Raw genomic sequence first — 15,582 nt, 5'->3', positions numbered from 1 at the left:
CGCACGTGGTTTACAGAATGAACATGCGCGAGACCGTCTGCGTTGGCAACGGTTCCGTTCGGTCGTCGTCGGCGACGGTTTTCGCGTCGTCGTCGGCGGCGGTGCCGTCCGACGCCCGCCCCGCAGCGGGGTGTTGGGCGGGGCGGGCGTCGGCGGGGTCTCGCGGGGCCGTGCGGCGTGAGGCCGTCGGCATGGGCCGTGCGGCGGGGGCCGTGCGGCGGCCGGGGGCCCGGGCCCCTCTGCGGGGCCCGGGCCGCCGGCGGGGTGCGGGCGCCTACTGCAGGCCGGCGGCCTTGCAGGCGGCGGCGTACTCGGCGGTGCAGATCTCGCCGACGGTGTACACCTTGTCCTTGAGGACGGTGTCCTTGATGTTGGCCTTGGTGACCGACACCGGGGTCAGCAGCTGGGAGGGCACCTTGTCGCCGGAGCCGCTGGTCAGCTCCTGCGTGGCGAGGGACTTGACGTCCTTGCCCTGGAGCAGGTTGACGGCCATCTGCGCGGCGGCGTCGGCCTCCGGCTTGAAGGCCTTGTAGACCGTGGCGGACTGAGTGCCGGCCACGATCCGCTGGATGGCGGCGAGTTCGGCGTCCTGGCCGGTCAGCGGGATGGTGCCGATGCCGGCGCCCTTGAGGGTGTTGGCGATGCCACCGGCCATGCCGTCGTTGGCGGCGTAGACGCCGGCTATGTTCTTCGCGCCGATCTGGGTGATCGCGGCGGACATCTTCTCGGCGGCGACCGTGTCCTTCCACAGACCGGACTGCTCGTAGGCGATGGCCACCTTGCCGTCGAGGGCCTTGTGGGCACCTTCCTTGAACTGCGCGGCGTTCGGGTCCTGGTCGTCACCGTTGATCATGACGACCTTGGCGGCCGGGGTGGCCTTGGCGCCCAGGGCGCCGAGCAGGGCCTGGCCCTGGAGCTCGCCGACCTTGACGTTGTCGAAGGAGACGTAGGCGGAGACGGGGCCCTGCGCGAGGCGGTCGTACGCGACGACCTTGACGCCCTTGTCCACCGCGGCCTTGATGGAGGACTTGATCGCGGCGGAGTCCTGGGCGGAGATCACGATGACCTTGACGCCCTTGGTCACCATGCTGCTGACCTGCTGGGCCTGCTTGGCGGTGTCGGCGGCGGCGTTGGCGTACTCGACGTCGCAGTCGGAGCAGAGCTCCTTGACCTTGGCCGTGAACAGCGGCTTGTCGAACTTCTCGTAGCGCGCGGTGACGCTGTCGGGGAGCAGCAGGCCGATGGACTTGCTGTCGGAGTTGCTGCTGCCGGAGTCCTTGTCGTCGCCCGCCTTGCCACACGCGGCAATCGACAGGGCCATGGAGACGGCGGTGGCGCCGATCACGACTCTACGCATCGTTGCGTTCATTTGGGGTGTGCCTCCCTGACAGGGCCGCAACGCTGCGGCCGAGGTGGCTCGAAGTCAACTCGGCCGCAAGTTCGACGTCAAGAAGTAAATACTTAACGAGATGGCAACGGCGTCATGCGTTCTCTAAGTGAAGGCGGGTGCCGCGACGGCGAGGGTGCCGTCCAAAAGGGTTGAATCACCCATCTCGCTGAGGGCCAGCGCGAGCGCCCCGAGCACCTCCGCGCGGCCTCCAAGTGCCCCTGGGAGCACGGAGAGCTGCCGGGCCGCACTGGGGATCGCGTAGCGGCCCACGGACTCCCTTATCGGCCCGAGCACCAGCTCTCCGGCCTCGGCGAGATCACCGCCGAGGACGACCCGGCTCGGGTTCAACAGGTTGCAGAGGTTGGCGACTCCGCTGCCGACATGGCGGCCGACGTCGGCGATCACCCGGCGGCAGCCGGGGTCCCCGTCCCTGGCCAGCCGCACGACGCCCTCCATGGTGAGGTCGGTGCCGTGGCTCCCCTGGAGCAGCGGCAGGACGTACCGCGCGGCCGCGAAGGTCTCCAGGCAGCCGCGGTTGCCGCAGCGGCAGACGGGGCCGGACTCGTCGAGGGTGATGTGCCCGATCTCGCCGGCGGTTCCGCCGGGACCTCGGTAGATCTTGCCGTCTATGACCAGCCCCGCGCCGACGCCGCTGGCGACCTTGATGTAGGCGAGATCACGTACGCCCCGGCCGCTGCCCCACACCATCTCGCCGAGGGCGCCGAGGTTGGCGTCGTTGTCCACGTGCACGGGCACGCCGAGGCGGCCTCTCAGTTCCTCGGCGGGACGGGTGCCGATCCAGCCGGGGAGGATGGCGGAGGAGCCGAGCGTGCCGGACTCCAGCTCGATGGGGCCGGGGACGCCGAGGCCCACTCCGGCGATCTTCGAGCGGTCCACGCCGGTGGCCTCGATCAAGCGGCTGACCAGCTGTTCCGCCCGGTCGAAGCCCTGTTGCGCGGAGGCGTCGACGTCCAGCGGCTCGGACTCCTCGGCGAGGACCTGATGGGCCAGGTTGCCCACCGCGACCCGCAGATGGGTGTGGCCGAAATCGACCCCGATGACGATGCCGGCGTCCCCGCTCAGCGATACGCTGCGAGCCCTTCGGCCGCCCGCGGAGGTGGGCGTGACCTCGACGGTTCCGCCGTCCTTCAGCTCCCGCACGATGTTGGACACGGTCGCCGCCGACAGCCCGGTCGTCCGGGCGATCTCCGCCTGGGTGAGTGACCCGGCCAGACGCACGGCCCGTACGACTCGCTCCAGGTTGGCTCGGTGCAGCGACGACTGCGACCCCGGAGTCTCCACGACGACCTCCTGCGCGCGGGGCCGCTTCGATGAGACCCCGTCCATGTCCAACTAGTGAACTCTAAGCTGAGCTGTTCGGGTCGCCTCCCGTCAAGAGGTTGAACGGTTTCCGCGTGGTCGAACACGTGGGCGCGGAGCGACCCGATCGGTGGTCGCGGGGTGTACGGGGGCAGGTGCGCGGTGTCGCCGGAAGGGCCCTGTGCGGGGAGTTCATACCGGGACCGATACGGGCACTGGCGGACAAAATGCGACGTGTGCACGCCCCCGGGAGCGAGGAGTGCGCGTACGCCGCCTGAAGGCACGGGGTTCGTTTCAACGCTCCCTCCGTCGACCTCCATGAGACAGCCCGGGAAAGTGCGCCGGAAAAGCACAAGCCGTTGGCGCGACAGGCGTTCTTGACACGCTCCGTCGCCGGGCCGCTACTGAAGTCTGCGTGTCCCGCGGGACAACGTTGTCCGGCACCGTGAGCGTGCGCGGTTTCCCGAAGGGGAGTTGGCGTCTTGAGTCGACCGGATGCGGCGGGCGTCGACCCCGCCTGGCTGCCGCCCGAGGCGTTTCGCGCCCTGGGGGCGCGGCGGACCCTGATCCGGGGGGCGGGGCCGCTGGTGGACACCGTGCGCGGCGAGGTGTCGGACGCGTGCGGGCGGTTCGGCGGGCGGCTGGTCGAGGACGGCGGCTCCCCCGACCTCCTGCTCGAAGTGGCCGACGCGGAAGGCGAGTCGGGATCCGAGGGCTTCGTCTTCGCACGGGACGGCGGCACGACGACGGTCACGGCCTCCGACGGACGCGGGCTGCTGTACGGCCTCTTCCACGTCGTACGGCTCGGCGAGGCGGCGTTCGAGGGCGAGTCCCCGCGCGAGACGCACCGGCCGGCGACGGCGCTGCGGATGCTGGACCACTGGGACAACGTCGACGTGCACCCGGTCATGGGCCAGGTGGAGCGCGGCTACGCGGGCGGCTCCCTGTTCTGGCGGGACGGACGGGCGCGGGGCGAGAGGGAGCGGATACGGGCGTACGCGCGGCTCCTCGCGGCCTGCGGGATCAACGCCGTCTGCGTCAACAACGTCAACGTGCACGACACGGAGGCCCGTCTGCTGACCGACCGGCTCGGCGAAATCGCCGAGATCGCCGAGGAGTTGCGGCCGTACGGGATCCGGACGCATCTGTCGGTCACCTTCGCCGCGCCGATCGTGCTCGGCGGGCTGCCCACGGCCGACCCTCTGGACGCGGCCGTGCGCGACTGGTGGGAGCGGGCCGTGCGCGGAGTGTACGCGGCGATCGGGGACTTCGGCGGGTTCGTGGTGAAGGCGGACTCGGAGGGCCGTCCGGGGCCGTTCGCCTACGGCCGCTCGCACGCGGACGGCGCGAACATGCTCGCCGCGGCGCTCGCCCCGCACGGGGGCACCGTGCACTGGCGGGCGTTCGTCTACGACCACCGCCAGGACTGGCGGGACCGCACCACGGACCGGGCGAGAGCGGCGTACGACCACTTCGCGCCGCTGGACGGGGAGTTCGCCGGCAACGCGGTGCTCCAGGTGAAGCACGGGCCGATGGACTTCCAGGTGCGCGAGCCCGTCTCGCCGGTGCTGGGCGCGATGCCGCGGACCCGGCTGGCGCTGGAGGTGCAGGCCACGCAGGAGTACACCGGCCAGCAGCGGCACGTGTGCTGGCTGGGCCCGATGTGGAGCGAGGTGCTGCGGTTCCGGCCACGGGAGGAGGCCTGTGTCGGGGAGACGGTCCGGGGCGGGATCGTGGCGGTGTCCAACGTGGGCGACGACCCGTTCTGGACCGGGCACCCGCTGGCGCAGGCCAACCTCTACACCTTCGGGCGGCTCGCCTGGCGGCCGGACGCCGACCCGCTGCGGATCCTGGACGAGTGGATCGCGCTGACCTTCCCGGCCGCCCCCGGACGCCTGGCGGCCGGCCTGCACCGGGTGCTGGACGGCTCCTGGGCGACGTACGAGAAGTACACGGCGCCGCTGGGCGTCGGTTTCATGGTGCAGCCGGGGCACCACTACGGGCCGAGCGTCGACGGCTACGAGTACAGCCCGTGGGGCACCTACCACTTCGCCGACCGCGACGGCGTGGGCGTGGACCGCAGCGCCGCCACCGGGACCGGTTTCGCCGCCCAGTACGCCAAGCCGTGGTCCGAGCTCTACGAGACGCCCGGCACGTGCCCGGACGAGCTGCTGCTGTTCTTCCACCACGTCCCGTACGGGCATGTGCTGCACAGCGGGAAGACGGTGATCCAGCACATCTACGACACCCACTTCGAGGGCGTCGAGGAGGTCGTGGAGGCTCTCCGCGTGTGGGAGGGCCTCGCGGACCTGGTGGCGCCGGCCCGGCACGCGCGTGTGGCCGCGCGGTTCGAGGAGCAGTTGCGCTGTGCGCGGGAGTGGCGGGACCAGGTGAACAGCTACTTCCTGCGCAAGTCGGGGATCGGGGACGAGCGGGGCCGGACCGTCTACTGAGGTCTGAGGGGACCGTCTACCGAGGTCTGAGGACCGCCACGCCCAGCGGGTCGAGGGCGAGTGGCTCGCCGCGCGCGTACCGCTTGCCGGTGAGCAGGTCGGTGGCGGCGGTGTGGGCGGTCAGGTGCGCCGGGGCGGGAGCGTGGTTGAGGAGGAACAGGAGGTGCTCGCCGGCGGGGGTGACACGGCCGGCGGTCTCGACGGCGGGCAGGTGGGCGTACGGGCCGACGAGGCCGTGGCGGTCCAGTACACGCCGGACGACGTCGTCGACGCCGCTCGGGTCCAGGGCGGTGGCCACGTACCAGGCCTCCCCGTCGCCGAACCGGTTGCGGGTCACGGCGGGCGTGCCGGCATAGAAGTCCGCGCCGTACGTGGCGATCGGTTCGGCGCCGCGCGGCTGCACGATCTCGAAGACGAGACGGGCGTCGTGGCAGGACTCTCCCATGCGCACCGGCTGTATGACGTCCTGCGGGCGGGCGTCCCACTCGTCGACGCGGATGCCCAGGAGGCCGGCGAGCGGGCCGGGCACGTCGGTGGGGAACGCCCGGTCGTGCTCGTCGCAGCGCGCGGTGAGGAAGGTCGCGAGGAAGGTGCCGCCGCGGCGGGTCAGCTCCTCCAGGCGGGTGGGCAGGTCGCCCCGGATCAGATGCAGGACGGGGGCGAGGACCACGTCGTAGCGGGTCAGGTCGGCGGTCACGGGGACGACGTCCACGTCGGCGCCGGCCTCCCGGGCGGCCCGGTAGTAGGTGTGGACGACGTCCGGGTAGCGGACCAGCCGCGAGGGGCCGTCGGAGATCTCCAGGGCCCACCAGCTGTCCCAGTCGAACAGGAGCGCGGTGCGCGCCGGGGTGCGGGCCCCCAGCGTGAGGTCCCCGAGCTGCGCCAGCTCCTCGCCGAGGGCGGCGACCTCGCGGAACACCCGGGTGTCGGCGCGGCCGGCGTGTCCGATGACCGCGCCGTGGTACTTCTCGCAGGCGCCGAGCGAGGCCCGCAGCTGGAAGTAGAGGGCGGCGTCGGCGCCGTGGGCGACGGCCTGCCAGGTGGCGAGGCGGAGCTCGCCGGGGCGTCTGAGGGGGTTCACGTCGCGGCAGGCTGTCGTGGACGGGGTCTGCTCCATCAGCCAGAAGGGCGCGCCGTCCTTCAGGCCGCGGATCAGGTCGTGGGCGAGGGCCGGCCGGGTGGGCGGCGCGTCGGGGGGCGGGTAGTTGTCCCAGGAGGCGAAGTCCAGGTGGGGCGCCCAGCGGTGGTAGTCGAGCGGGCGGTAGGCGCCCATGAGGTTGGTGGTGACGGGGGTGTCCGGGTCGTGGACGCGGATCGCCTCCTTCTCGGCAGTGAAGCAGCCGAGCAGGGCGTCGGTCATGAAGCGCTGGTAGTCGAGGGTGATGCCCTGGAAGGCGGTGTGGTCGGGGCCGCGCCAGTGCTCGGTGAGCGCGCTCGGGGGCTCGATCTGGTCCCAGTCGGTGTAGCGGTGCGACCAGAAGGCGGTCCACCAGGCGTCGTTGAGCGCGTCGAGCGTGCCGTGCCGCTCGCGCAGCCAGCCGCGGAAGGCCTCGGCGCACAGGTCGCAGTGACAGACGCCGCCGTACTCGTTGTTGATGTGCCAGGCGAGCAACGCCTCGTGTCCGGCGTACCGTTCGGCGAGCCGGCCCGCCATCGCCGTGGCGAGCCGGCGGTAGGCCGGCGCGGTGGGGCAGAAGTTGTGGCGCTGGCCGTAGCGGTGCCGGCGGCCCTCGAAGTCGGTGCGGTTGACCTCGGGGTACCGCTTGGCGAGCCAGGGCGGGACGGCGGCGGTGCCGGTGGCCAGGACGATGTGCCGGCCCGCCCGTGCGGCGCGGGCGAGGACGCGGTCCAGGAGGCCGAAGTCGTAGGCGTCCTCGGCGGGCTGGGTGAGGGACCAGGAGAAGACGCCGACGGTGAGGGTGTCCATGCCGGCCCGGGAGAACAGGCGGTGGTCGTCGTCCCAGACCCGCTCCGGCCACTGTTCGGGGTTGTAGTCGCCGCCGTAGGGGATCTTTCCGGTGCGCGGGAGGCGGCCGTCGTTTCCGGTGTCGGGGGCGGTCATACGGTGAAGTCCTTCCGGGTCTCGGCGATCACCGTGCGGCTCGTGTGCAGCAGGGAGAGCAGCAGCGGCGCGGCGAGCAGGGCGGGCAGGGCCTCGGTGAGCAGGGCGGTGAGCGCGGCTGCCAGCACGAGCAGGGAGGCGGCGGCGAGGGTGGCGCGGCCGTGCCGGAGCAGGAAGTACGCGGCGAGGCGGGCGGTGTCGCGGGCGCGGAAAGCGAAGAGCGAGGTGAGGACGAGGGCGTGGGCGCCCCACAGCAGCAGCGTCACTCCGATCGTGCCGAGCAGCGCCGCCCACCAACCGGGCAGTTCGGTGGCGGCGAAGCGGGTGAGGGTGAAGGCGATCACGGTCAGCCAGGCGAGCAGGGGCGTGAAGAGCTTCAGCGCGGGCAGGGCGTTGAGGCGCAGGCCGCGCAGGTAGGCGCGGGCCGGGTGGAGGTCGGTGAGGTCGCGGCCGCGGTGGTGCAGGGCGTAGACGGCGGCGGACAGGGCGGGGCCGAGCGGCAGCAGGCAGAGCGCGGCGAGCGGCATACTGCCCGGGTCGGTGCCGAGGAACAGCAGGGCGGCGAAGCCGGGTGCGGCGGTCAGGAGCAGCAGCGCCTCGACGGTGAGCAGGGTGTGGACGAGGGCGGCGGCGCGGGAGAGGGGGCCGGCGCCGAAGGCGATCGGCGGGGTGCTCATCGCGGGTCCCTTCCGAGCAGCCGGCGCTCGTCCGACCAGGGCGGGGCCTCCTCCTCGACGGGGCTGATCTCGACGAGGGTGATCTCGTGGCGGGTGAGCGTGAGGTCGAGGGCGATCCGGCCGTCCTCGACGGGCAGCCGGAGGTGTACGCGTGCGGGCTCGGCCGCCTCGTGCAGGACGTCGAGCTGGTGCGGGCGGGGTGAGCGTGGGCTGCCCATCCGCTGCCATGCGGTACGGGCGTTGCCGTGCTCCTCGTCCACGGTGGACCGGCGGACGAACGCCTCCGGCCCGCGCAGGGGGACCGACAGCCGCAGGGTGTGCCGCTCCGGGCCGGGTGTCGTGCCGCTCGGGTCGACGGGCGCCCAGGCCAGGACGGTGACCCGGCCGTCCGGGTGCCGTGTCACCAGGTGGTCCGGGCCGCGCGTCAGCAGTTCCTCGCCCATCCGCGCCATGAACGCGTACAGGTGGTACGCCGGCTTCCTCACCTGCCGGTGGGTGAGGAGCCCGAAACCGCCGTGGAAGAGCGCGATGGGGACGCCGGCCTCCTCGAACATGTCGCTGAACGTCCAGTAGGAGAAGGAGTCGGCGTGCTCGTGGCCGCCCGCGAGGACGGGGGCCAGGTACGCGGCGTTGAAGGCGGTGTCGTGGACGGGGTTGTCGGGGCAGTACGAGGAGTTGAACTCGGTTATGTGGACGGGGAGTTCCGCCAGGCGGGTACCTTTGAGCAGCTCACGGGGCGTGGCGAACTGGTCCAGGAGGCTCCGTGCGGGCGCCAGCGTCTGGTACGAACCGAACGGAACGTGCTGGGCCGGCCCCGAGGTGTAGGCGTGCTTGGACACGAAGTCCACGGGCACGTCCCGGCGTTCGGCGAAGTCGGCGAAGCGGAGCAGCCAGTCGTCGGCGCCCGGTGAGATCGCGGGACCGCCGACCTGGAGGCTCGCGTCCACCTCCTTCACGGCGTGCGCGGTCACCTCGTAGAGCCGGTGGTAGGCGGCCTCGTCGGCGCCCTGCCAGAAGTCGGACAGGTTGGGCTCGTTCCACACCTCGATCGGCCAGGTGCGGACCTCGTCCAGGCCGTAACGGTCGACGAGACGGGCGAGGGTGGCGCGGACGAGGTCGGCCCACTCCCGGTCGGAGCGGGGTGGGGTGACGTTGCCCTTCCACCAGAAGACCGTCTGCTCGCCGGAGGCCAGCCCCGTCGGCATGAAGCCGAGTTCGAGGAAGGGCCGGATGCCGAGGCCGAGGTAGGCGTCGACGACCTGGTCGACATAGGTGAAGGAGTGGTGGACGTGCCGGGCGCCCTCATGGTCGTAGGGGCGGTGTACGCCCATGCCGTCACTGAGCAGGCCGTGGCCGCGGATGTACCGGAAGCCGATCTCGCGCTGGAGCAGGGCGAGGGAGTCCTGGTAGTCGCGGCGCAGGGCGAGCTCGATCCGGCCGGTGCCGACGCAGGTCCGCCAGGCGTCGGGGAGCCGGCCGGTCGCCTCGGCGGGGACGCGGATCACTTGCTCTCCTTCGTGAAGCGCTCATGGGCCTTGTTGTGCAGGTCGACGAGCCGGTCCATGTTCTTGGCCTTCAACTCCCTTATGTAGGCGTCCCATTCGGACAGCGGGCGCTTGCCGAGGACGAACTTCAGCGTGTTCTGGGTGACGTGGTCCCTGAGCGGGGTGTCCCACAGGGTGGCCTGTTCCTGCTCGACGGACTGCAGCGGGTGCGCGGGCGCGATCGGCAGTTGCCTGCGCTCGGCCATGGCGTCCTGGAACTTCTTCTCGTCCGGGCTGAAGGAGGAGGAGACGAGGGCCCAGCTGCCGCCGTAGGTGAAGACGCCGTTGAAGAAGCCGTAGTCCTTCTGCAGGTCCTTCGGGGCGTCGGCGTCGGAGCCCATGAGGGAGATGCCGTCCTTGAGCCGGTACCGGCCGCCGGCGTCGGTGTAGGTGAGGCCCTCCACACCCCACTTGGCGAACCGCTGCCCCTCGTCGGAGTACCAGAGCCAGTCGACGAACTGCATCATGGCGACGAAGGTGTCGCTCTCCAGCGCCTTGCTGGAGATCATGACGCCGTTCTCCAGCCGGGCGCCGCCCAGCACCACGGGCCCGGCGGGTCCGAGCGGCACCGGGATCATCTCGATCCGCGCGCCCTTGACCTGCCTTTCCAGGTTGTAACGGTACTTCTGCACCAGTTCCTGGGGGTTGGCGCTGATCACGAAGGACTTCTCGGACAGCAGCTTCGTCACCGCGTCGTCGTCGGTCTGGGTGAAGCTCTCCGGGTCCATGAGCTTCTCGGCGACCAGTCTGCGCACGTAGTCGATCATCTGGCGGAAGCCGTCGGTGGCGCCGGTGAAGACGAACGTCTTCGCGCCGTCGTCCCAGCTGATGTTGTCGTAGGTCCAGCCCGCCCGAACCCCGTACGCCTGGCCGAGGTAGCCGAAGAAGGCGCCGGCGGGGAAGGGGGTGTTGGTGCTCCAGCGGTCGGTGAAGGGGTAGCGGTCGGGGTACCGGTCCTTGATCGCCTTGAGGACGGTGTACACCTGCTCCCAGGTGGTGGGCACGGTCAGGCCGAGCCGGTCGAGGACGTCCGTGCGCAGCGACAGCGAGTAGCCGGACTTGACCTTCTCGTGCAGGCCGGGCAGCAGGTAGTACTTGCCGTCGGACTGGCGGATGGAGTCCAGTTCCGGTTCCAGCCGCCACTTCCTCACCTTGTCCTGGAAGTTGGGCATCAGATGGACGTACTCGCTGACCGGGAGGATCGCGCCCGACGACACGAACGCGACCTCGGAGGGGTGATACGTCTTGGGGATCAGGAACGGGGCGTCGCCGGCGCCGATGAGGAGGCTGCGTTTCTTCTCGTAGTCGCTCAGCGGGACCGACACCGGTTTCAGGGTGATCCCGGTGCGTTTGGTGAGCTCCTGCCAGAACGGCCAGCCGCTCTTCATCGGGTAGGCCGGGTTGTCGTTGTGCAGCACCGAGAAGGACAGCGGCCGGGCCGCCTTGAACTGCTGGCCGACGCGGTACTCCTTCATCGCGCCGTTCTGCTTCTTCGACAGGTCCTTGCTGTCGCCGTCGCCGCCGCTGCCGCAGCCGGTGAGGGCGGCGAGGCCGACGAAGCCGGCGACCCCGAGGATCTGACGCCGCGACAGGTTTCCTTGGTTCTTCACGGACGCTCCTTTGTTCGTCGAGCCGTTGCGAGCCTTCGGTGGCGCTCAGCCCTTCACCGCGCCGAGCATCACGCCCGAGACGAAGTAGCGCTGGACGAAGGGGTACACGCTGAGGATGGGCAGGGAGGTCAGCACGATGGTGACCGCCTGGATGTTCGCCGCGACCTGGCTGCCCTGTTCGGTGGTGGCGCCGGCGTTGGTGGCGCCGGTGGCGCCCGCGATGAGGTTGCGCAGATAGACGGTGACCGGCATCAGGTCGGTGCGGTCCATGTAGAGGAAGGCCGAGAACCAGGAGTTCCAGAAGGACACCGAGTAGAACAGCACCATCGTCGCGATCACCGCCTTGGACAGCGGCAGCACGATCCTGAGCAGGATGCCGTAGGTGCTCAGCCCGTCGATCTCTGCGGCCTCCTCCAGCTCGGCCGGCAGGCTCTCGAAGAAGGCCTTCATCACCAGCAGGTTGAAGACGCTGATCGCGTTCGGCAGCGCGATCGCCCACACGGAGTTCTTCAGGCCGAGGCTGGTGATCAGCACGTAGTTCGGGATGAGACCGCCGGAGAAGAACATGGTGAACACCGCGACCCCGACGAGGAATCCGCGACCCCGCAGCTGCTTCTTCGACAGCACGTAGGCATAACAGGTCGTCAGCACCATGGCCACCACGGTGGAGAGCACCGTGTACAGCACGGTGTTGCCGTAGTTGCGCCAGAACACCCCGTCCCGGATGACGATCTCGTAGGTGGTGAGGTTGAACCCCTTGGGCCACAGGGTCACCTCACCGGCCCGGATCTGGCGTTCGCCGCTGAGGGAGCGGGCCACGATGTTGACGAACGGGTAGAGGGTCACCACCACGACCAGGGTGAGGATGACGCCGTTCACACCCTGGAAGGCGCGCTGGCCGCGCGTCGGCCGGCCGACGCTCACCACAGGCTCGTTCCCACCGTGCGGCGCGACAGCTGGTTCGCCGAGGTGATCAGCACCAGCCCGATGACTGCCTCGAACAGGCCGATCGCGGCGGCGTAGCTGAAGCTGTTGGACTCCACGCCGGCGCGGTACAGGTAGGTGGAGACCACGTCGGCCGTCGGATAGGTCAGCGGGTTGTAGAGCAGCAGGATCTTCTCGAACCCGACCGCCATGAACGTGCCGATGTTGAGGATCAGCAGCGTGATCATGGTGGGTCGGATGCCGGGCAGGGTGACGTGCCAGATCTGCCGCAGGCGGCCGGCGCCGTCGATACGGGCGGCCTCGTAGAGGTCGTCGTCGATCGTGGTGAGCGCGGCGAGGTAGAGGATGGTGCCCCAGCCGGCGGTCTGCCAGATCTCGGAGCCGACGTAGATCGTGCGGAACCACTCCGGTTCCTGCACGAAGCGTATCGGGTCGTGCCCGAACCAGCCGAGCGCGTGGTTGACCGGACCGTCCGTGGCCAGCATCTGCATGGTGATGCCGGCGACGATCACGATCGACAGGAAGTGCGGCAGGTACGACACCGTCTGCACGAACCGTTTGAGCGCCGTGCGGCGCACCTCGTTGAGCAGCAGCGCCAGCACGACCGGGACCGGGAAGCAGAAGACCAGGGTGAGCGTGCCGAGCCACAGGGTGTTGCGGAACACCTGCCAGAAGGTCGGGTCGGTCAGGAACATCTCCACATAGCGCAGCCCGACCCAGCGCTCCCCCAGGATGGAACCGCCCGGCTCGAAGCGGCGGAAGGCGATCACGTTGCCGATCATCGGCAGGTAGCGGAAGACCAGGAAGAACAGCAGCGGCAGCACGGCCAGCGAGTACAACTGCCAGTCCCGGCGCAGGGAACGCCGCCAGCCGCGCCGGGCGTTCGGGGCCGCCGGTCCGTGCCGGGTCTTCGCCGGCTGCGGCCGGGTGCCCGGCGGTGGGGCCGATGTGGTGGAGGTGCTCATGCTCGGGCCTCCCGGGGCGTCATCAGAAACGCTCGATCTCCGGACGCCCCGACACGGCGCGCCTCGAAACTTTCGTGCCCTTACCGGTAACTGTGCGGAAACGTAAGGGCACTCGGAAAGCGCTGTCAATGGGTGCTGCACGGCGGGCGGTTGGGGCGCAACGGGCGTTGGAAACCCTGCCGGGCGGGGTAGGACCGGTGAGTCGAGTGGTACTGTCCTGGCGCAATTTTCTGGACGACGCACGCAACGATCGATCGCCCACGACCTGCGAGGTGCCGCCCGTGCCCGCGTTCGACCTGCCCCTGCCCGATCTTGAGCGCCACCGTCCCGACATCGACGAGCCCGCCGACTTCGCCGCGTTCTGGCACGACACACTGAAGGACGCCGGGCGGCACGAACCGCTGGTCTCGGTCCGGCCCGTGGAGACCGGCCTGCGACTGACCCGGACCTGGGACGTGACGTTCCGCGGCTTCGCGGGCGATCCGGTGCGCGCCTGGTACAGCCGGCCCGCGCAGCCTCGTGACGAGGAGCCGGCCGAGCCCCTGCCGGCGGTCGTCGAGTACGTCGGCTACGGCCGCGGCCGGGGTCTGCCCCATGAGCGGCTGACCTGGGTCAACGCGGGCTGTGCGCACCTTTTGATGGACAACCGCGGTCAGGGCGACCAGTACGGCAACGGCGGCGGCACCCCGGATCCGCACGCCACCGCACCGGGCGGCCCCGGCCCGGCCGTGCGCGGGATCCTCTCCCCGCACGACTACCACTACCGCCGTCTGATCACGGACGCCGTGCGCGCGGTGACGGCGGTGCGGGCGCTGCCGGGGGTGGACGGGACACGGGTCGTCGCCGCCGGCAACAGCCAGGGCGGCGGCCTCGCCCTGGCCGTGGCGGGCCTGGTGCCCGACCTGGCCGCCGTCCTGGTCACCGCGCCGCTGCTGTGCGGCGTGCGCCGCGCGCTGGATCTCACCGACGCCGGACCCTATGGCGAGATCGCCGCGTACCTGGGCGTTCACCGGGGGGCCGAGCGGGCCGCGTACCGCACCCTCTCCTACGTCGAGGGGGTCTCCTTCGCCCGCCGCGCCCAAGCCCCGGCGCACTTCGGCACGGGGCTGCGGGACACGGTGTGCCCGCCGAGCGGGGCGTACGGGGCGTTCAACCGGTACGGGGAGCTGACGGGCGGGGCCGTCCGCAAGGAGATGCACGCGTACCCGTACAACGGGCATGAGGGAGGCGAGGCGGAGCAGGTGAGGCGTCAACTGCTCTGGCTGAGCGAGGCATTGGAGAAGTGACCGTCCTCACCGGTCGCCGGTGACAGCGGCCCGCCGGCAAGCCTCGGGCCGAACGTGCGGATCCGGTGGGCGGACAGGCACATCCGCCCACCGGATCCGTGTTCCGTCGTCCGCCGGGGCGGACCGAGCGGAACGACTCAACCCACGCGGCAGGGAAGGCTGGTGGCGCTGTCGCCGCCGGTTCCGGAGACCACGTATCCGAACGTCGCGCTCTGGCCCGGACTCAACGAGCCGTTCCAGCCCGCGTTGTGGACCATCACCGCTTGGCCGTTGTAGGTGGCGGCGCCGTTCCACAGGCTGTCGACCTTCTGGCCGGCGGGCAGGGTCCAGTCGACCATCCAGCCGAGCATCGGCACGTCACCGGAGTTGGTGACGGTCACCTCGGACTGGTAGCCGCCGCTCCAGGTGCCGGTCGTCCTGCGGGTGGCGGTGCAGGTGCCGGGGACGGGCTCGGTCGGGTTGCCGGGCTCGTGGATGCCGGTGACCTCGCCGTTGCCGCCGTCGAAGACGACGTCGGAGCAGGAGTAGAAGGTCTCCTGGCTGTCGGAGCGCTGCCAGACCATGTAGATGATGTGGCGTCCCGACTTGCCTGCCGGAAGCCGGCCGTTCCAGCTGTAGTTGGCCTCGACCGTGCCGGGACTGCCCTTGAGCGGCGGGTGGTCGACGGAGAGGAAGGGGCGGTCCTCGATGTCGTTCCAGGTGAGGGTCCTGGTCGGGTCGAAGCCGTCCTTGGTGACGTAGACGTAGAACCAACCCGGGTGGGCGGCCCAGGCGTTGTAGGAGAAGTCGACGGACGCGCCGGCGGTCAGGTGGGTCAGCGGCCAGTCGCTGCGAGCGGCGTTGAAGCCGGTGAAGTTGGTGTTGCCGCCGCTGCACAGCTGCCCGTCGGGCACGAAGCCGCGGGTGCGGCCGGCGCCGTCGGAGCGCAGCACCGAGAACCAGTTGTAGAACGGCGTGGTGCCGCTGACCTGTTGGGCGTTCTTGCAGGCCGGGTTGACGGGCTTGATCTCGCCGGTGTCGGTCAGTCCGTCCTGCCAGCACAGGAAGGTGCGGCTGCCGGGTTTCATGGGGGTGCCGTGAGCCTCGGCCCTGCCGCCGGTGCTGAGGATCAGGCCGATGGCGGGGACGGCGGCGAGGAGGGAGACGAAGACGAGGAGGAGGGCTCTGGCGCGTAAGCCCGGTCCCCTTTTTGTCATGATCATGACGCTTTGCATGACGGAGTCCGTCCTTCCGTGTACGGACCGTGCGGGTGGGGGGCGGTACTGGGTGGAACGACGCGGCCCGAGGGCTGACGCGTGCGTGCGTGTGGGGGTGCGGAAGAGACGTGAAG

Annotated in this window: 11 protein-coding genes; 2 read left to right on the top strand and 9 right to left on the bottom strand. The window is 70.6% G+C overall.

Translation table 11 applies throughout. The features are described from left to right. Positions 1–274: 274 nt before the first annotated feature. A complete protein-coding gene (locus tag ACIOC0_RS21870) occupies positions 275–1,369 on the bottom strand; it encodes a sugar ABC transporter substrate-binding protein (protein WP_402156869.1) in 1,095 nt (364 codons plus the stop codon). A 123-nt stretch (positions 1,370–1,492) separates the two neighbouring features. Beyond that, positions 1,493–2,692, bottom strand: a complete 1,200-nt coding sequence (locus ACIOC0_RS21865) for an ROK family transcriptional regulator (RefSeq protein ID WP_130438330.1) — start codon at positions 2,690–2,692, stop codon at positions 1,493–1,495. Positions 2,693–3,192: 500 nt separating this feature from the next. Here ACIOC0_RS21865 and ACIOC0_RS21860 point away from each other — a divergent pair, with 500 nt between their 5' ends. Then, on the top strand, positions 3,193–5,163 hold the full coding sequence (locus tag ACIOC0_RS21860; protein WP_402156867.1) for an alpha-glucuronidase: 1,971 nt from the start codon (positions 3,193–3,195) through the stop codon (positions 5,161–5,163). A gap of 16 nt (positions 5,164–5,179) precedes the next feature. Here ACIOC0_RS21860 and ACIOC0_RS21855 read toward each other — a convergent pair whose 3' ends face one another. Genes ACIOC0_RS21855 through ACIOC0_RS21830 form a run of 6 tightly spaced genes read right to left on the bottom strand, consistent with a single transcriptional unit; the run spans position 5,180 to position 12,966 of the window. Then, positions 5,180–7,225 carry a beta-galactosidase gene (locus ACIOC0_RS21855; RefSeq protein ID WP_402156865.1) on the bottom strand — a complete coding sequence of 682 codons (2,046 nt, stop codon included), beginning with the start codon at positions 7,223–7,225 and terminating at the stop codon, positions 5,180–5,182. Continuing rightward, the gene (locus ACIOC0_RS21850) at positions 7,222–7,902 is read right to left on the bottom strand and encodes a hypothetical protein (RefSeq protein WP_402156863.1); all 681 of its coding nucleotides are present in this window, start codon (positions 7,900–7,902) and stop codon (positions 7,222–7,224) included. Before ACIOC0_RS21850 ends, ACIOC0_RS21855 begins: the two co-directional genes overlap by 4 nt. Beyond that, on the bottom strand, positions 7,899–9,407 hold the full coding sequence (locus ACIOC0_RS21845) for a xylan 1,4-beta-xylosidase (RefSeq protein WP_402156862.1): 1,509 nt from the start codon (positions 9,405–9,407) through the stop codon (positions 7,899–7,901). Before ACIOC0_RS21845 ends, ACIOC0_RS21850 begins: the two co-directional genes overlap by 4 nt. Next, entirely contained in the window at positions 9,404–11,056 is a 1,653-nt protein-coding gene (locus tag ACIOC0_RS21840; RefSeq protein WP_402156860.1) for an extracellular solute-binding protein, read from the bottom strand. Before ACIOC0_RS21840 ends, ACIOC0_RS21845 begins: the two co-directional genes overlap by 4 nt. A gap of 45 nt (positions 11,057–11,101) precedes the next feature. Then, positions 11,102–11,983 carry a carbohydrate ABC transporter permease gene (locus ACIOC0_RS21835; protein WP_402156859.1) on the bottom strand — a complete coding sequence of 294 codons (882 nt, stop codon included), beginning with the start codon at positions 11,981–11,983 and terminating at the stop codon, positions 11,102–11,104. Then, the gene (locus ACIOC0_RS21830) at positions 11,977–12,966 is read right to left on the bottom strand and encodes a sugar ABC transporter permease (protein ID WP_130438093.1); all 990 of its coding nucleotides are present in this window, start codon (positions 12,964–12,966) and stop codon (positions 11,977–11,979) included. Before ACIOC0_RS21830 ends, ACIOC0_RS21835 begins: the two co-directional genes overlap by 7 nt. Positions 12,967–13,247: 281 nt before the next feature. Here ACIOC0_RS21830 and ACIOC0_RS21825 point away from each other — a divergent pair, with 281 nt between their 5' ends. Then, positions 13,248–14,252 (top strand): acetylxylan esterase, encoded by a 1,005-nt coding sequence (locus ACIOC0_RS21825; protein WP_402156857.1) that lies wholly within the window; start codon positions 13,248–13,250, stop codon positions 14,250–14,252. Between the two features lie 137 nt (positions 14,253–14,389). On the opposite strand, the gene ACIOC0_RS21820 is transcribed toward ACIOC0_RS21825, so the two are convergent. Next, positions 14,390–15,448: a lytic polysaccharide monooxygenase gene (locus ACIOC0_RS21820; protein ID WP_402156856.1), complete on the bottom strand. Its 1,059-nt coding sequence runs from the start codon at positions 15,446–15,448 to the stop codon at positions 14,390–14,392. Positions 15,449–15,582 lie beyond the last annotated feature (134 nt).

The sequence above is a fragment of the Streptomyces sp. NPDC088254 genome (assembly GCF_044740925.1).
GTDB lineage: Bacteria > Actinomycetota > Actinomycetes > Streptomycetales > Streptomycetaceae > Streptomyces.
The sequence above is the reverse complement of the archived record's forward strand: the minus strand, read 5'-3'. Positions and strand labels throughout refer to the sequence as shown.